Source organism: Sphingomonas dokdonensis (assembly GCF_002197685.1).
GTDB lineage: Bacteria > Pseudomonadota > Alphaproteobacteria > Sphingomonadales > Sphingomonadaceae > Sphingomonas > Sphingomonas dokdonensis.
Genome location: NZ_NBBI01000001.1, coordinates 948,149 through 964,942, shown reverse-complemented (window position 1 = coordinate 964,942; position 16,794 = coordinate 948,149). Strand labels below are relative to the sequence as shown.

Sequence of the window (16,794 nt, the reverse complement as noted above, 5' to 3'; positions counted from 1 at the left end):
GCTCCTATGGGCGACCCCTTTTACATCACCACCGCGATCAGCTATCCCAACGGCAAGCCGCACATCGGCCACGCTTATGAGGCGATCGCCGCCGACGCGATCGCACGATTCCAGCGCCAGGCCGGTCGCGACGTCCGCTTTCAGACCGGGACCGACGAACACGGCCTGAAAATGGTCCAGACCGCGCGCGATCGGAATATGCCGGTCGCCGAACTCGCATCGGAAATGTCGGGCCATTTCCGCGCGATGTGCGACAATCTCAATATCTCCTATGATCGCTTCATTCGCACCACCGATGCCGATCACTATGGCGCCAGCCAGGCGATCTGGCAGGCGATGGAGGCGGCGGGCGATCTGTACCTCGATCGCTACGAGGGCTGGTATTCGGTGCGTGACGAGGCGTTCTACGACGAGAAAGAACTGGTCGACGGGGAAGGGGGCGCGAAGCTTTCCCCGCAGGGCACGCCGGTAACCTGGACGGCGGAGGAAACCTGGTTTTTCCGCCTGTCGAAGTACCAGCAGCCGCTGCTCGACCTCTACAATGCGAACCCAGACTTCATTCGGCCTGAGGCCCGACGAAACGAGATCATGCGGTTCGTCGAAGGCGGACTGTCGGACCTGTCCGTCTCGCGCACCAGTTTCGATTGGGGCGTGCCGGTGCCGGGCAGCCCCGGACACGTCATGTACGTGTGGGTCGATGCGCTGACCAACTACCTCACCGGTGCTGGCTACCCTGACGCAGAAATGGGCCATTGGCCGGCCGATCTGCACCTGATCGGCAAGGATATTGTCCGCTTTCACGCCGTTTATTGGCCGGCCTTTCTCCTCTCCGCGCAGCTGCCGTTGCCGCGCTCGGTGTTCGGCCACGGCTTCGTTCTCCACCGCGGCGAGAAGATGTCCAAGAGTGTCGGCAACGTCGTCGACCCCGCCGACCTCGCCACCGCGTTCGGCGTCGATGCGCTGCGCTACTTCCTCTTGCGTGAAGTCAGCTTCGGGCAGGACGGCAGCTACTCCGCCGAAGCCATCGTGACGCGGGTAAATGCCGAGCTGGCGAATTCGTTCGGCAATCTCGCGCAGCGCACCCTATCGTTTATCGCCAAGAACCTCGGCGCACTGCCGCCCGCGGGGCGGGCCGACCCGGCCGATGCCGCATTGATCGAAGAGGTTATTGTGGCGGCGGCGGGGCTTAAGCAAGCCTTTGGTGACCTGATGTTAAGTCAGGGCATCGAGATCTGGATGCGCGGTGTCTTTGCCTGTAATCAATATATTGATGTTCAGGCCCCATGGGCGCTCCGCAAGACCGACCCGGAGCGGATGAATGCCGTGCTTTGCACGCTCGTTCGCGCGATCCGCATCCTCGCCATTGCCATTCTACCGGTCGTGCCGCGCGGTGCCGGCGCGATCCTCGATCAACTCGGCGTTTCCGATGACGCGCGCGATCATGCCGCGATCGACGACGATGGCTGGTATGCGCGCCGTGCCGAAAGCGGCGAACCGCTCTCGCCACCGACTCCGGCATTCCCGCGTCTCGACCTCCCGGTGGAGGCAGCCTGATGCTCGTCGACAGCCATTGTCACCTGAATTACAAAGGCTTGGCCGAGGAACAGCGGGCGGTGCTAGAACGCGCGCGCGCGCGTGGCGTCACCGCTATGCTGAATATCGCAACGCGCGAGCGTGAATGGGACGACGTGCTCGCGACCGCCGAGCGCGAGCCGGATGTTTGGGCAACCGTGGGCATCCACCCGCACGAGGCCGACCAGCATCCACACGTCGACACCGCGCGCCTGGTGGCGCGCGCCCAGCATCCCCGCGTTGTCGGCATCGGCGAAACCGGTCTGGATTACTTCTACGATCACTCGGATCGCGATCGGCAGCAATCTAGCTTTCGGGCGCATATTGCCGCTGCCCGAGAGGCCGGTGTTCCGATCGTCGTGCACACGCGCGACGCGGAGGCCGATACCGCGCAGATCCTTCGCGACGAAATGGGGAAGGGCGCGTTCAGCGGTGTCATTCATTGCTTCACCGGCACGCGCGCGTTTGCCGAGACTGCGATGGAGCTTGGCTTCTATATTTCGATTTCGGGTATCGTCACCTTCAAGAGCGCGAAGGAGCTCCAGGAGACCGCCGCCGGGCTGCCGCTCAACCGGCTGCTGATCGAAACTGACGCACCGTTCCTCGCGCCGGTGCCGCACCGCGGGAAAACCGGCGAACCTGCGTTCGTGGCCGAGACGGCCAGCTTTCTCGCCGAGCTACGCGGCGAAAAGGTCGAGGATCTACAACGCGCTACGGCCGAAAACTTTTACGCATTGTTCAGTAAAACGCGCGCATGAAGGTAACGGTTCTCGGCTGCGGTACCTCGTCAGGTGTGCCGAGGATCGGAAACGACTGGGGCGCCTGCGATCCGGCCGAGCCGCGTAACCGCCGTCGCCGCGTATCCGTCATCGTCGAGCATGAGGATACACGCATCATGGTCGACACGGGACCGGATATGCGCCAGCAGCTGCTCGATGCCGACGTAGCGACGGTGAATGCCGTGATCTGGACGCACGAACACGCCGATCACGTATTCGGGATCGACGACCTGCGACAGATCTACCACCGGCTCGGCCATCCCGTTCACGGGTTTGCGCGCGCGCGGACCGGCGCGGAATTGCGCGCCATGTTCGGCTACGTCTTTGATGGCCATCATGGCTATCCGCCGACGGTCGACCTTCAGCTTCTACCTGATAAGCTGACGATCGGATCGATAGCGATCCGCGTGGTCGATCAGCCACATGGCTCGATCACGTCTGCCGGACTTCGCTTCGAGGCTGCCGGCGCATCTTTCGGCTATGCCACCGACATCAGCGGCATGACGCCGGACATGCAGGCGTTGTATGAAGATCTTGATCTCTGGATCGTCGACGCCTTGCGCCGCCAGCCGCATCCCACACATCCGCATCTGTCGCAGGCGCTCTCGTGGATCGAGGAACTCGCGCCGCGTCGTGCCGGGCTGACCCATATGGACCACTCGATGGATTATGCTGCGCTGATGGCAATGCTGCCCGACGCCGTGGCACCATGTCACGATGGCCAGGTTTTCGAACTGTGAACCGCGGCCCAGAGATCCTTTTGCTAGTACTCATGCTGACGCTACCGCTGTCCGCTCTGCTGGCACGCCGAGTGCCCATCGCGGGGGCGGCCCGACTGGCAGCCATATGGCTGGTAATCTTTACGGCGGTCACGGCGCTCGTATGGCTATGGGTAAAAAGCTAGCTACTTAGCACGCTTTACATAATGCTTATTATCGGCGGAAGACATGAGCTTGACCAACATGCCCCCTATCGACCGCATTCGCACCATCATGGTGCAGCTTCGCGATCCCCAAAGCGGCTGCGCCTGGGATCGGGAGCAAAGCTTCAAGACGATCGCTCCCTATACGATCGAAGAAGCGTATGAGGTCGCGGACGCCTGTGAACGCGGCGACTTGGGCGACCTAAAGGACGAGCTTGGCGATCTGCTGCTCCAGGTCGTGTTCCACAGCCGAATGGCCGAGGAATGCGGCGCCTTCGACTTCGACGATGTCGCGACCGCAATCGCCGACAAGATGACTCGTCGCCACCCGCACATCTTCGGCGATCATCCGGCCGAGCCGGCGTCTCAATGGGAAACGATCAAGGCGCAGGAGCGTGCCGAGAAGGCCGGCAGCGGCGCGCTCGCCGGCGTGGCGCTCGGCCTGCCGGCGCTCTTGCGCGCGGAGAAGCTCCAGAAGCGCGCCGCTCGCGTCGGGTTCGACTGGCCGGATGCCGCCGGGCCGCGGACCAAGATCGACGAGGAACTCGAAGAGGTCGCCGCCGCGGCGCCGGCAGAGCGTGAAGAGGAAATCGGCGACCTCCTGTTCGCCGTGGTTAACTGGGCACGGCACTTGGGCATCGATGCCGAAGCGGCGCTCCGTCTGGCCAATGCCAAATTCGAGCGCCGCTTTACCGCAATGGAGACCGAAGCCGGCGGATCGATTGCCGGGAAGGCGCTCGCCGATCAGGAGGAGCTATGGCTCGCAGCGAAACGCAACGAGCGCAAGCCATAGCCGATAGCCTGTCGTCAGCCGTTAACCGGTTCGTCGCCGGCGCTCCTGGAGTCGGAGAACCGCTCGAAATCTCCAGGCGCCATGCGAACCTCGTAAACGGCCTCGCCGTCCTCCACGGATTGATCCAGCACTTCACCATGCTGGTGCAGCCAGGCGGCGCTGGCGCCATCGCCCAACGGCAAGTGGATGGTGTACCGCTGATGACCCTGCGTCAGGCGATCGGACAACAGTCGGCGCAGGGTGTCGACGCCCTCTCCGTTCAAGGCGGATAGCGCAACCACGTCATCGCGCCGCTCGGCCTCGCTCATCATTTCGGCCCGCGCGTTAGGATCGAGCAGATCGAGCTTGTTCCACACCTCGATCCGCCGTGTTGTTTCCGGCATGCCGAGATCGGCCAATACCGCCTCGACATCGGCCTTCTGCGCGATGCTGTCGGGATGCGCCACGTCGCGGACATGAACCAGCAGATCGGCGGAAACGACCTCTTCCAATGTCGCCTTGAAGGCGGCGACGAGCTGCGTCGGCAGCTCAGACACGAAACCCACGGTGTCGGACAGGATGGCCTTGTCGATTCCGGGCAGGCTGATTTGCCGCAACGTCGGATCGAGCGTGGCGAACAGAAGATCCTCCGCCATCACCTGCGCACCAGTCAGGCGATTGAACAGCGTTGACTTGCCCGCATTGGTATAGCCGACAAGCGCGATCACCGGCCACGGTGCCCGCTGCCGGCGCTCGCGATGCAGCCCCCGCGTTCGCGTCACCTGATCCAGTTCGCGCCGCAGCCGGGCCATGCGATCGCGGATCAGCCGACGGTCGGCCTCGATCTGCGTTTCGCCGGGGCCGCCCAGGAAGCCGAAGCCGCCACGCTGACGCTCCAGGTGGGTCCAGCTGCGTACCAGCCGGCCTGCCTGATAATCGAGGTGCGCCAGCTCGACCTGTAGTCGGCCCTCGGCGGTCGCTGCCCGCTCGCCGAAGATCTCGAGGATCAGCCCGGTGCGGTCGATCACCTTCGCTTCCAGCGCGGTTTCCAGATTGCGCTGCTGGATCGGCGAAAGCGCGGCGTCGAAGACGAACAGCGACGCTTCTTCCTGCCGCCCGTTGACCGCCAGTTGCTCGATCTGGCCGGAGCCGATCAGAGTCGCGGCACGCGGCGTACGGACACGCACCGCGTGCCGATCGACCACTTCCACACCGATGGCCGCGGCCAGCCCGGCGGTTTCCTCAAGACGCGCGTCCGCATCCCGCGACGAGCCGCCGAGATCCGGGTACACGACGATCGCGCGCGCGCCCCGCGCGAATTCCTCGCGATCGCGATCGAAACCGGTGCTCAATCGTCATCCGTTTCGGCGGTATCGTCGCTCAGGTTCAGCGGACGCGACGGCTGAATGGTGGACACCGCATGCTTGTACACAAGCTGCGACGTGCCATCGCGCTGAAGCAGCATACAGAATAGATCGAACGCTGCGATCTGCCCCTGCAACATCACGCCATTCACCAGGAACATCGTGACCGCGTCTTCCGACTTGCGCACGGCATTGAGGAAGATTTCCTGCAGCAGCGGCTGCTTGCGGCTTTGTTCGCCCAATTGCTCGACGATCGACTGCGCATCGACCTGCGCGCCCGGCATGATGGTGGAGATCGCGTGCTTGTAGATCAACTGGCTCTGGCCGTCGCGGCGCAGCAGCACGGAAAAGTTGTCGAACCAGGTCACGATCCCCTGCAACTTCACGCCCTTGACCAGGAACAATGTCACCGGAGTCTTGGATTTGCGAAGCGCGTTGAGGAACAGGTCCTGCAAGGAGCTTTGTTTGTCGGCCATAAGGCGTTGCCCTTTCGTTTTTGGCGGAGTTTGCTCCGCGATGCGCCGGTGCCCGGCGTCGGTTTGCAGCTCATGCTGCGTGCAAGCCGCTATGTAGGAAGCGCAATCGCGCTGGTCCAGCGGCTCAATCGTCCTTGGTTTCGGTGATCCCCAGCAACTTCAGCTTTCGGTGGAGCGCGGATCGCTCCATGCCGATGAAGGTCGCGGTGCGCGAGATGTTGCCGGAGAAGCGGCGGATCTGCACCTTCAGATACTCGCGCTCGAACGTTTCCCGCGCCTCGCGCAAGGGAGCGCCCATGATCGCGCCGGCGCCGCTGCCACCACCCTGATCGCCCAGCACCTCCTGCGGCAGCAGGTCGACGTCGATCCGACCGATCCGGTCGCCCGGCGCCAGAATGATCGTTCGCTCCACCACATTGCGCAGCTGCCGCACGTTGCCCGGCCAATCGTAGGATTGAAGCGCCACCATCGCCTCCGTCGCGACTTCGGGCGTGCTGACCCGGCGCTCGGCGGCATAATGCGCGACGAAATGCTCGACCAGCGCCGGAATGTCCTCGCGCCGTTCCGACAAAGACGGGATCGACACCGGTACCACGTTTAGCCGGTAATAGAGGTCTTCGCGAAAGCGCCCTTCGGCGATCTCTTGGGTCAGGTCGCGTGCAGTCGCGGACACGACGCGCACGTCGACCTTCACGATGCGGGTGCCGCCGACGCGAGTGAAACTCTGGTCGGTCAACACGCGCAGGATGCGCCCCTGCGTCGTGATCGGCATGTCGGCGATCTCGTCAAGGAACAGCGTCCCGCCATGCGCCTGTTCGAGCAGGCCCGGGCGCACGAGATCCCCGCCCTCCTCCACGCCGAACAATTCTTCCTCGACGCGCTCTGGCGTCATGTTTGCCGCGCTGACGACGATGAAGGGGCTGCTCGCGCGCTGGCTCCACCCGTGAAGCAGCCGCGCCGCGACTTCCTTGCCAACGCCCGCCGGTCCGACGATCATCACCCGGCTACCGGTCGCCGCGACCCGCTTCAGCGTCGCGCGGACGGTGTTGATCGCGCCAGAACTGCCAGTCAGGTCGGTTTCGCGCCCGGCGGACTGGCGCAGGCTCGCGACCTCGCGCCGTAGTCGCTCGGTCTCAGTTGCCCGCTCCACCATGAGCAACAAGCGCTCGGCTTGGAACGGCTTTTCGATGAAATCCGCGGCACCCTGCCGTATGGCAGCGACCGCCGTGTCGAGATTGCCATGCCCCGATATCACCAGCACGGCGATCGAGGGATCACGCCGCTTGATCTCCGCCAGGAGGTCGAGCCCGTCGAGCCGGGAGCCCTGCAACCACACGTCAAGGATGACCAGGCTGGGACGCCGCGCGGCGATCGCCTCCAGCGTGCCGTCGCTGTCCGCTGCGGTGCGGGTTTCATACCCTTCGTCTTCCAGAACGCCGGAAACCAGCTCGCGAATGTCGAGTTCGTCGTCAACGACAAGGATGTCTAGCGCCATGATTATGCAGTCCGATTACGGGTAAGCGCGGCGAGCTCTCCGCCGTCGTTGGTACTTGCGGCGTCGTCGTGGCCGATCAGGCCGGCCAGCATGGTTGCATCAAAGATCATTGTCACAAGGGTTCCGCCACCGGGACGGTCGGCGAACGAAATCGTTCCGAAATGTTCCTCCACGATCTTCTTGACGATCGCGAGGCCGAGCCCCGTCCCGCGCGTTCGCGTGGTCATGTACGGCTCCACGATCCGGTCACGTTCCGCCGGCAGGCCGATGCCGTCGTCTGCGACGGTGATCACCGCACGGCCACCTTCCGCCGCGACCTCCATCAGGATCTCGCCCGCGCCGCGGCCGGTTGCCTCGATCGCCTCGACGGCATTCTTCACGATGTTGGTGAGTGCCTGCCCGATCTGCCGGCGATCGCAGACCAGCACGGGGCCGGGTTCGTCATGCCGGATCTCGAAGCGGATCGCGCCATGCGCCACTTCGTGGAGGAACATCGTCTGCCGCGCCACATCCACCAGCGCTTCCTCTCGAAACTCGGGCTTGGGCATGCGCGCGAACGAGGAGAATTCGTCCACCATCCGGCGCAGGTCGCCCACCTGCCGAACGATCGTCTCGGTCAGGCGCGAGAAGGTGGTGTCCCCCTCCTCCACCTTCGCGCCGTAGCGCCGTTGCAGGCGCTCGGCCGCAAGCTGGATGGGGGTCAGCGGGTTCTTGATCTCATGCGCGATCCGCCGGGCGACGTCGGACCAGGCCGCGCGGCGCTGGTCCAGCAACTGCTGGGTGATATCGTCAAAGGTAAGGATCGGGCCGGAGCCGTCACGCGCGATACGCACCGCAAGGGTGCGTGCCTCACCGGCGGCATTGAGCTGGATGATCGCCTCGCGCGCCGTGCCCTCAAGCAAGGCATCCAGCTCCGGCGCCACCAGCGACAACGGTCGCCCGGTCGGCGTATCCGCCAGGCCGAGCAAGGATTGTGCGGAGCTGTTGATCAGGCGGATGGTGCGATCGGGCGCGATCGAGATCACGCCCGCCGACACCCCCGACATCACCGCTTCGATCAGCGCACGCCGGTTATCGAGCTGCGCGTTCGCCGTGACGAGCGCATTGTTTTGCTCTTCGAGCCGCTCGGTCATGCGATTGAAGGTGTTCGACAGTGTGCCGACCTCGTCGCGCGCCTTTGTCTCGGGCACACGCGCTGCCAGATCGCCGCTCTCCACACGTCGTGCCGCATCGACCAGCTCGGCGACCGGGCGCACCAACCGATCCGCCACCGCAAGCGCGATCCACACCGCCACTCCGACGATCAGCAGCGACAGCAGCAGCAGCGCTGCGTTGAATTGCAGCTGCAATGTGCGCGCGCGCACCAGCAATGTGCGATAATTCGCCAGCGCCGCTTCCGCACGCTCGGTCTGGGTGGTCATTTCCTTGGGATTGGTAACCCGCGCGGCGTATAGATAGACGCTGGCCGAGCCGGGAAGCCGCGTCACCGTCTGGATGCGATCGCCGGTCACGGTGACGACGCTGCGCTGCCCGTCGCGCAACTGCTTCACCGCATCGGCGGAAACCTGGCGCGCCAGATCGAGGTCGTACGGATTGACGAAGGCCAGCGTCTGGAGCTCGCCACCGGCGGAAATCTGGAACAGCAGCGCCTCGGACAGGCTGCGGAAATAGGTTTGCTGAAAAAGAAAGGCGCCGAACTGCGGGTCGTCGATCGGCCGCTCGTCCAGCTCGCGGCTCACGTCCGTCGCCATGGTGACGGTGGCTTCTTCCCACCGCTGCAGGATCTGATTGTAGGACGTGCGCGTCAGCGACGTGGCGTTCTCGAACACGCCACGAGCGCGGTCGGAATACCAGAATTGCACGCCATATTGGAACAGCAGCGACGCCGCGATTGTCACCAGCACCATCGGCACCGCAGCGACGCTGGAGAACAGCGCCACAAGCCGCACATGCAGCCGCCCTTCCCCACCAACCGGCGATCGTGCTGCGCGGCGCCGTGCGATCCGCCGGCCAAGCAGCATCATCAGCCCAACGCCCGGCACCAGATTGGCCACCAGAAGCAGCGCGATGATGCCCGGTGCGATCAGCCCCTCGGGCCGGCCGGTGTGCGCGATAACAAAATAGGTCGCCACCGCGATCGCGACCGCGATGCCCAAAACGCCCAACTCCATGGCGGGCGTCACCGTCAGGCGCTGCGGCGCGGCGGTGGGGTCGTCCAGCGGTGCCGTGGCGGCAGTCATCAAGGCAAGGCTACAACAAGAGTGTTGCAGAGAAAACACATAATCGCGGCGTTCACCGTAGCTCGCGTGCAGGCGGTCGCGCCATGGGATCGATTCCAAGCATGTCGAGCCGTTTGCGCAGCGTGTTGCGGTTCAGGCCGATGGCGCGCGCCGCTCGCAACTGATTGCCGCCATGACGCGCCAGCATCGCCTCGATCAGCGGCCGTTCCACCTCTGCGAGCAACCGATCGTAGAGCGTGCCATCGTCCAGCACGGCGGGTTCCGATCGTGCAAGTCGATCGAGAAACTGGCGAACCGCCGCATCCAAACCCAAGTCGGGTGCCTGGCATGGCGGCGACTGCCCGACATCGAGCATGGCGACGATCTCGTCTGCCGAAATCCGGTCGTCGCGTAACAGCGCGGCCAGGCGCCGCATCAGATTTTCCAGCTGACGCACGTTGCCAGGCCAATCGTGCTGTTCCAGCGCGCGAACCGCGCCCTCATCGAGCACCTTGCGCGGCAGGCCCGCTTCGCCCGCGCGTTCCAGGAAATGGCGCGCCAGCATCGCGATGTCGCCGCGCCGCTCGCGCAACGCCGGCAGCGCGATCGGTACGACGTTCAGGCGATAGAACAGGTCTTCGCGGAAATGTCCGTCGGCAACCGCCTGCTGCAGCGCGCGATTGGTCGCCGCGACGATCCGCACATCGGCCCTGATCGTCCGGGCACCGCCAACGGTGGTGAACTCGCCGGACTGGAGCACGCGCAGCAGCCGCGTCTGCGCCTCGATCGGCATGTCCCCGATTTCGTCGAGAAACAGCGTACCGCCGGCCGCCTGCTCGAAGCGCCCCGCCGTCCGCTGTGCCGCGCCGGTGAAGGCGCCACGCTCATGGCCGAACAATTCGGCCTCGATCAGCTCGCGCGGGATCGCGGCCATGTTGATCGCGACGAAGGGAGCCGCCCGGCGATGTCCCAGATCGTGGATCGCCCGCGCAACCAGCTCCTTGCCCGTCCCGGACTCGCCCGACACCAACACAGTCAGATCGTTCGAGACGACCCGGGCGATCACGCGATACACCTCCTGCATCGCGGGCGATCGCCCGATCAGGGGCAGGCTGCGATCTTCGTCGTCCGTTTGCGCCGGGAGCTTCACGCCCTTGCGGCCGAGCGCCGCCGCAACCGTCTTGGTCAGAATGTCGAGGTCGAACGGCTTGGGCAGATAGTCGTAAGCGCCCGCCTCGGTCGCTCGAACGGCGGTGGTCAAGGTGTTGCGGGCCGACAGGACGATCACCGGCACGTCCGGAGCGGTGGCGTGCAGCCGCGCGGCAATCTCGATCCCGTCGCCATCGGGCAGCACCACGTCGGTCAGCAGTACGTCGGGCAAGCCGAGCTGCAACTCACGATCGAGGTCGGCAACGCACGCCGCTGTCCGCACCCGATACCCTGCCCGGCGCAGCGCGTGCGCCACGACCGTGCGGATTGCATCATCGTCGTCGACCAGCAGGACATTGCCGTCGCTCATCGCTTGGGCGCGCGCGGCAGAAGGATCCGGAACACGGTTTCGTTGGGCGTGCCTTCGCGCGAATATTGCACGATACCCCCCATGTCGCGCACCAGCTTGTCGACCAGTGCCAGCCCCAGCCCTTTCCCCTCCGGGCGGCTGGACACGAACGGGTCGAACAGATGCTCGGCGATGTCCTCCGGTGCGCCGGGACCGGTATCGATCACGCAAATCTCGATCGGCAGCGGCAAGCGCGGCCGGCCCGGCGCCGGCGCGATCGACATCCCGTGGCGGTAGGAGGTGGTGAGCCGGATTCGCCGTTCGCCGCGATCGCCCAGTGCGACGGCGGCATTCTTCATCAGGTTGATCAGCACCTGCAGCAGCGCGTCGCGGTTCGCCTGCACCAGCGGCAACGAGGGATCGAACCGTTCTTCGATAACGACATCGCGCGCAAAGCCCGCCTGTGCCGCATCACGCGCGTGGGCAAGCAGCGGATAGATGTTGAGCGGCTCGACCGCCAACGGGCGGGTGTCGGTGAAATCCTCCATCCGATCGATCAGCGCCGCGATACGATCCACCTCGTCGATCACCAGCCTCGTCATCGCCTGCGCGTCCACTCCGTCGGCGATCAGCTGCGCCGCGCCGCGGATGCTCGACAGCGGATTCTTGATCTCATGCGCCAGCATCGCCGCCGCGCCGACCGCCGATCGGGCTGCCGCCGCGCGATCGGCCGACACGCCAAGCCGACGGGAGCTTGCCGCATTGTGCAGCGTGATCATGCGCCAGCCGGGGTGGTCGGGAAGCTCGACCGCGGCCAGATCTACCCGCAAGCGCTGCCCCCGCGCCGTCTCCAGCGCCAGGTCGAAGGCGGTAAAGGCGCGCCCGTCCTGCCCTACCGCTTCTTCGGGCAGCGCCAGCACGTCCCCGACCGATCGCCCGCGCATTGCGCGCTCTGATTGGTTCAGCAGCAATTCGCACTCGGCGTTTGCCTGGGCGATATGGCCGTCTTCATCCACGACCATCAGCGCGACCGGCAGCGCGCCTAGCAGTTCCGCCGCCTCCGGGCCTCGACGGCTCAGCATCAGGCTGCCGCACGGCTCCGATATGGGGCGTAGAAATCGGCGAGCATGGAAAGGACCACCTCGGCATCGGCTTCCTTGTTTACCGCATTGCGGAACTCGGCCGAACCATGAATGCCCTTGGTGTACCAGCCGATGTGCTTGCGCGCCATGTTGACACCCGTCATCGTGCCATAATGGCTCAGCATCGCCTCGTAATGTTCGACGATCACATGATATTGTTCGTCCAGAGACGGGTCCGGCCGCACCGGGCGACCGCCGAGCGCATCCATCACCTGGCCCAGCAACCACGGCCGGCCATAAGCGCCGCGACCCACCATCACGCCGTCCGCACCCGACTGATCCAGCGCCGCTTCCGCGTCCGCGACCGAGCAGATGTCGCCATTGACGATAACCGGCAGGGTGACGGCCTCCTTGACCTGACGCACGAACCGCCAGTCGGCCGAGCCCTTGTACATCTGGTTGCGGGTGCGGCCGTGCACCGTCACCATCTTGGCGCCCAGATCCTCGGCGATCCGCGCCAGCTCGGGTGCGTTCAGGCTGTCATGGCACCAGCCCATGCGCATCTTGACCGTAACCGGCGCCACCACCGCTTTCACCACCGCGTCAATGATCGCGCCGGCGTTCTTCAGGTCGCGCATCAGGGCGGAGCCCGCATCGCCGCTCGTCACCTTGCGCACCGGGCAGCCCATGTTGATGTCGATGATCGCCGCGCCCTTCTCCTCGGCGAGCTTGGCCGCCTCGGCCATCTCATAGGGCGTGCAGCCGACCAGCTGCATGGAAACCGGCTCTTCCGAAAGATGCCACGCCGCCTTCTGGATCGACTGCCGCGTTTCGCGGATCGCCGCCTGGCTGGCGATCATCTCCGTGACGTTGAGGCCGGAGCCATAGCGGCGCACCAGCGTGCGGAACGGCTGGTCGGTCACGCCGGTCATCGGCGCAAGGACCACCGGTTCGTCGATCCGAACAGGGCCAATCTGGATGGGGGCGAGCGTACGCATCAATTCGTTTGCCTGAAAAACAGGCAGGTAAGCGATGACGGCAGCGCTGGCAAGGCACGCGCGATCCCGCTACGGGCGCGGCGATGAAGACCGTTGCCTTGATCGTGGCCGCCGGCACGGGTGAGCGCATGGGCGGCTCGCTGCCCAAGCAATACGCCTTGCTCGCCGGCAGGCCGATGCTCGCCTGGAGTCATGCTGCCCTCTCCGCGGATCCCGCGATCGATGAAGTGTTCGTGGTTATTGGCGAAGGACATCAGGCGCTCCTCGACTCTGCCCTGCCCGGCGCGCGCTTCACCATCGGTGGGGCCACGCGGCGGCAATCGGTCGCGCTCGGCATCCGAGCGATCGGTGCGGCCGATCGCATCCTGATCCACGATGCGGCGCGGCCGTTTGTCTCCGAACAGGTCGTGGATCATCTCCTGTCCGCGCTGGAAACAGCCGACGGTGCGGTGCCCGTGCTGCCCGTCGCCGACACCCTGGTCGCCGCCGACGGCACCAACGTGCCGCGCGCCGGGCTGTCGCGCGTGCAGACGCCGCAGGCATTTCGCGATGAGATCCTGCGCCGGGCGCATGCGGACTGGTCGGGCGATGAGCCGACCGATGATGCGCAGATGGTGCGCGCGCTTGGCGGATCGGTCGCACTGGTGCAGGGCGATCCGATGCTGGAAAAAGTGACATGGGCCGGTGACATCGCCGCCGCCGAGGCACGGGTCGGCTGGGAAACGCGCACCGCGACCGGCTTCGACGTGCATCGTCTCGCGGACGGCGAAGAGCTCTGGCTGGGCGGCATCAACATCCCGCACATGCAAGGTCTCTCGGGTCACAGCGATGCCGATGTCGCGCTCCACGCGCTTACCGACGCATTGTTGGGCACGATCGCCGCCGGTGACATCGGCCTGCATTTCCCGCCCAGCGACCCGCAGTGGCGCGGCGCTGCCTCCGACCAGTTCCTGCAACACGCGGCGAACCTTGTCGCCGCGAAGGGCGGCCAGATCACCTTCGTGGACCTCACCATCATCTGCGAAGCACCCAAGATCGGCCCGCATCGCGAGGCGATCCGCACCCGCGTCGCGGAACTTCTTGGCCTCTCGACCGATCGCGTTAGCGTGAAGGCAACAACAACCGAGCGGCTCGGCTTTACCGGCCGGGGCGAAGGCATCGCCACTCAAGCGGCGGCTACCATTCGCCTGCCGGCAGCGCGCGCATGACCCGCTGGCTGGCCGCCCTCGCGTTGATTGGCCTGCCGGGCGGTGCGCTCGCGCAGACACCCTGCCTCACCACGCAGGAGGCGGAGGCGGTGACGCTCGTCGCCCTGCCCGACATCATTCGCGAAACCGGCCGCGTCTGCACCACCCTGCCCGCTACAAGCCTGGTTCGCCGCACGTCCGGTCCCTTTATCGCGCGCTACACCGCCGAAGCCGATCGCGCCTGGCCGGTCGCGCGTGACGCGATCGCCAAACTGAGCGATCCGCGCGTGTCCATGCTGCTGCTGCAATCGGAGCTTGCGCGGCCGCTCATCACCTCGCTTATTGCGCCGATGGTCGTCGGCCGCGTGCAGCCGAGCGATTGCGGCACGATCGACCGAATGGCGACCCTGTTGGAGCCGCTCCCGGCGCGCAACACCGCCGGCATCATCGTCGCGGGGCTGCAGCACCTGAAGGCCGAGAAGGCGCGCGGCACCGCATCGGTGCGGGACGTTCCCGATCTTCCCGTCTGCCCGGCGGCACGGCGATGAGCGACAGCCTACTTCCCGCTGAACTGGTCGAGTCCGCCACCCGCGTGATCGTGGCGAATCGCGCGGCAGGTCGCCGCGTCGCGGTGGCCGAAAGCTGCACCGGTGGTCTGGTTGCCGCCGCGTTGACCGAAGTCGCCGGCTCGTCCGACGTGCTCGAAGCAGCCATCGTCAGCTATGCGAACGACGCCAAGATGGGCCTCCTCCACGTATCCAGCGACGTGCTCGAAACGTTCGGCGCGGTGTCGATCGCGACTGCCTGGAGCATGGCGCAAGGCGCGCTGGAGGTGACCGGCGCCGATGTCGCGGTGGCAATCACCGGTATCGCCGGTCCGGGCGGCGGCACCGAGAAGAAACCCGTCGGCACGGTCGTTTTTGCTCGTGCCGAAAAGGGCGGCGATCCGGCGAACGTCGTGGCAGACCGCCGTAATTTCGGCGACCTCGGCCGTGCCGGTATCCGCCTTCAGGCCGCGTTGTGCGCGCTTGACTTGTTGATGCCGCCCGACGAACCGTCGGCGCCATAAAGCTTGCGGGCGCGCTCCTCGAATGCGCCGATCATCTTGCGCAGCGCCATGGTGAACACCTGCCCCGCCAGCATCTCGAACATGCGGTTCTTGAACTGAAAGTCGACCGAGAAGTCGACCAGGCAGCCGTTGGCATCGGGGCGAAAACGCCAGTCGTTGTGCAGGTACTTCAGCGGCCCCTCGATATATTCGACATGAATACGGTCGGGCCGCTGCTTTTCCACGCGTGAGGTGAAGGTCTCGCGCAGACCCTTGAAGCCGACGATCATGTCGGCGAGCGTCTCGCCCGGCTCATCCTTGCGGACGCGCATGGCGATGACCCACGGCAGGAAGTCCTGATAGGATTTCACGTCCGCGACCAGATCGAACATCTGCTCGGGCGTGTAGGGCATCGCCCGCGTTTCGCTATGCTTTGGCAAGCTGAGCCTCACGGGCAGCGCGCAGCTTCGCGAAATCGTCACCGGCATGGTAGCTCGATCGCGTCAGCGGCGACGATGCGACCAGCAGGAAACCCTTGGCCCGCGCGATTGCGGCATACGCGTCAAATGCCTTGGGGGTGACGAAATCGGCGACCTTCGCGTGGCGCGGCGTGGGCTGGAGATATTGGCCCATGGTGAGGAAGTCGATGTCGGCCGAGCGCATGTCGTCCATCACCTGGTGCACCTCCAGCCGCTCTTCGCCCAGCCCGAGCATCACCCCCGACTTGGTGAAGATCGACGGATCGTGCCGCTTCACGCTCTCCAGCAGGCGGAGCGAGGCATAATAGCGCGCGCCCGGCCGTATCGTCGGATACAGCCGCGGGACGGTTTCGAGATTGTGATTGTAGACATCGGGCCGCGCCGCCACGATCGATTCGACCGCAGCCTGCGTCTTGTTGCGGAAATCCGGCGTCAGGATCTCGATCGTCGTCGTCGGCGTGTTCCGCCGCAGCGCCTCGATCACCTTTACGAACTGCGCCGCGCCGCCATCGGGCAGATCGTCGCGATCGACCGAGGTGATGACGATGTGCTGCAGCCCCATTTCCGCCGCCGCCACCGCGACATGCTCCGGCTCCAGCGGATCAACCGCGCGCGGCATGCCCGTCTTGACGTTGCAGAAGGCGCAGGCCCGCGTGCAGGTATCGCCAAGGATCATCACCGTGGCGTGCTTTTTGGTCCAGCATTCGCCGATGTTCGGGCAGGCCGCTTCCTCGCACACGGTGGCGAGGTTCAGCCGGCGCATCAGCTGCTTGGTTTCGGCAAAGCCGACCGAAGTCGGCGCTTTTACGCGGATCCAGTCCGGCTTGCGGATGCGTTCGGGACGGGCGAGCGGTGTCATCTCATTCATCTTGAGCGCGAGATAGCGACTGCCGCAGCGCGAAA

Annotated in this window: 16 protein-coding genes; 7 read left to right on the top strand and 9 right to left on the bottom strand. The window is 65.4% G+C overall.

Going from position 1 to position 16,794, the window contains the following annotated elements; genetic code table 11:
* Positions 1-6: 6 nt before the first annotated feature.
* From metG to mazG, 4 genes are all read left to right on the top strand, one after another.
* Entirely contained in the window at positions 7-1,554 is a 1,548-nt protein-coding gene (gene metG, locus SPDO_RS04565) for a methionine--tRNA ligase (protein ID WP_088366193.1), read from the top strand.
* Positions 1,554-2,330, top strand: coding sequence for a TatD family hydrolase (locus SPDO_RS04560; protein ID WP_088366192.1), 777 nt, complete (start codon positions 1,554-1,556; stop codon positions 2,328-2,330). The genes metG and SPDO_RS04560 overlap by 1 nt, the downstream gene beginning before the upstream one ends.
* Positions 2,327-3,091, top strand: a complete 765-nt coding sequence (locus SPDO_RS04555) for an MBL fold metallo-hydrolase (RefSeq protein WP_088366191.1) — start codon at positions 2,327-2,329, stop codon at positions 3,089-3,091. Before SPDO_RS04560 ends, SPDO_RS04555 begins: the two co-directional genes overlap by 4 nt.
* A 207-nt stretch (positions 3,092-3,298) precedes the next feature.
* Positions 3,299-4,066, top strand: a complete 768-nt coding sequence (gene mazG / locus SPDO_RS04550; protein WP_211279988.1) for a nucleoside triphosphate pyrophosphohydrolase — start codon at positions 3,299-3,301, stop codon at positions 4,064-4,066.
* Between the two features lie 14 nt (positions 4,067-4,080).
* On the opposite strand, the gene hflX is transcribed toward mazG, so the two are convergent.
* The 7 genes from hflX to dusB are packed head-to-tail and all read right to left on the bottom strand — an operon-like array spanning position 4,081 to position 13,177.
* Positions 4,081-5,397, bottom strand: a complete 1,317-nt coding sequence (gene hflX / locus SPDO_RS04545; RefSeq protein ID WP_088366190.1) for a GTPase HflX — start codon at positions 5,395-5,397, stop codon at positions 4,081-4,083.
* Entirely contained in the window at positions 5,394-6,005 is a 612-nt protein-coding gene (gene hfq / locus SPDO_RS04540; RefSeq protein ID WP_425441921.1) for an RNA chaperone Hfq, read from the bottom strand. Before hfq ends, hflX begins: the two co-directional genes overlap by 4 nt.
* A 4-nt stretch (positions 6,006-6,009) precedes the next feature.
* Positions 6,010-7,380 (bottom strand): nitrogen assimilation response regulator NtrX, encoded by a 1,371-nt coding sequence (ntrX, locus tag SPDO_RS04535; RefSeq protein WP_088366188.1) that lies wholly within the window; start codon positions 7,378-7,380, stop codon positions 6,010-6,012.
* Between the two features lie 2 nt (positions 7,381-7,382).
* Positions 7,383-9,620 (bottom strand): sensor histidine kinase, encoded by a 2,238-nt coding sequence (locus SPDO_RS04530; RefSeq protein ID WP_088366187.1) that lies wholly within the window; start codon positions 9,618-9,620, stop codon positions 7,383-7,385.
* Between the two features lie 52 nt (positions 9,621-9,672).
* Positions 9,673-11,118, bottom strand: a complete 1,446-nt coding sequence (gene ntrC / locus SPDO_RS04525; RefSeq protein ID WP_088366186.1) for a nitrogen regulation protein NR(I) — start codon at positions 11,116-11,118, stop codon at positions 9,673-9,675.
* Positions 11,115-12,179, bottom strand: a complete 1,065-nt coding sequence (locus SPDO_RS04520; RefSeq protein ID WP_088366185.1) for a two-component system sensor histidine kinase NtrB — start codon at positions 12,177-12,179, stop codon at positions 11,115-11,117. The genes ntrC and SPDO_RS04520 overlap by 4 nt, the downstream gene beginning before the upstream one ends.
* On the bottom strand, positions 12,179-13,177 hold the full coding sequence (gene dusB / locus SPDO_RS04515; RefSeq protein WP_088366184.1) for a tRNA dihydrouridine synthase DusB: 999 nt from the start codon (positions 13,175-13,177) through the stop codon (positions 12,179-12,181). Before dusB ends, SPDO_RS04520 begins: the two co-directional genes overlap by 1 nt.
* 83 nt (positions 13,178-13,260) lie before the next feature.
* On the opposite strand from dusB, the gene SPDO_RS04510 reads away from it, so the two are divergent.
* From SPDO_RS04510 to SPDO_RS04500, 3 genes are read left to right on the top strand one after another with little or no spacing between them, the layout of a single operon-like run.
* Positions 13,261-14,385 carry a bifunctional 2-C-methyl-D-erythritol 4-phosphate cytidylyltransferase/2-C-methyl-D-erythritol 2,4-cyclodiphosphate synthase gene (locus SPDO_RS04510; RefSeq protein ID WP_088366183.1) on the top strand — a complete coding sequence of 375 codons (1,125 nt, stop codon included), beginning with the start codon at positions 13,261-13,263 and terminating at the stop codon, positions 14,383-14,385.
* Positions 14,382-14,912 (top strand): hypothetical protein, encoded by a 531-nt coding sequence (locus tag SPDO_RS04505; RefSeq protein WP_088366182.1) that lies wholly within the window; start codon positions 14,382-14,384, stop codon positions 14,910-14,912. The genes SPDO_RS04510 and SPDO_RS04505 overlap by 4 nt, the downstream gene beginning before the upstream one ends.
* A complete protein-coding gene (locus SPDO_RS04500; protein WP_088366181.1) occupies positions 14,909-15,433 on the top strand; it encodes a CinA family protein in 525 nt (174 codons plus the stop codon). The genes SPDO_RS04505 and SPDO_RS04500 overlap by 4 nt, the downstream gene beginning before the upstream one ends.
* Here SPDO_RS04500 and SPDO_RS04495 read toward each other — a convergent pair.
* Together SPDO_RS04495 and lipA are read right to left on the bottom strand one after the other, a co-directional pair.
* Complete coding sequence (locus tag SPDO_RS04495) at positions 15,373-15,852, bottom strand: type II toxin-antitoxin system RatA family toxin (protein WP_088366180.1); 480 nt, start codon at positions 15,850-15,852, stop codon at positions 15,373-15,375. The genes SPDO_RS04500 and SPDO_RS04495 overlap by 61 nt on opposite strands.
* Entirely contained in the window at positions 15,839-16,759 is a 921-nt protein-coding gene (lipA, locus tag SPDO_RS04490; protein WP_088366179.1) for a lipoyl synthase, read from the bottom strand. Before lipA ends, SPDO_RS04495 begins: the two co-directional genes overlap by 14 nt.
* Positions 16,760-16,794: the final 35 nt, after the last annotated feature.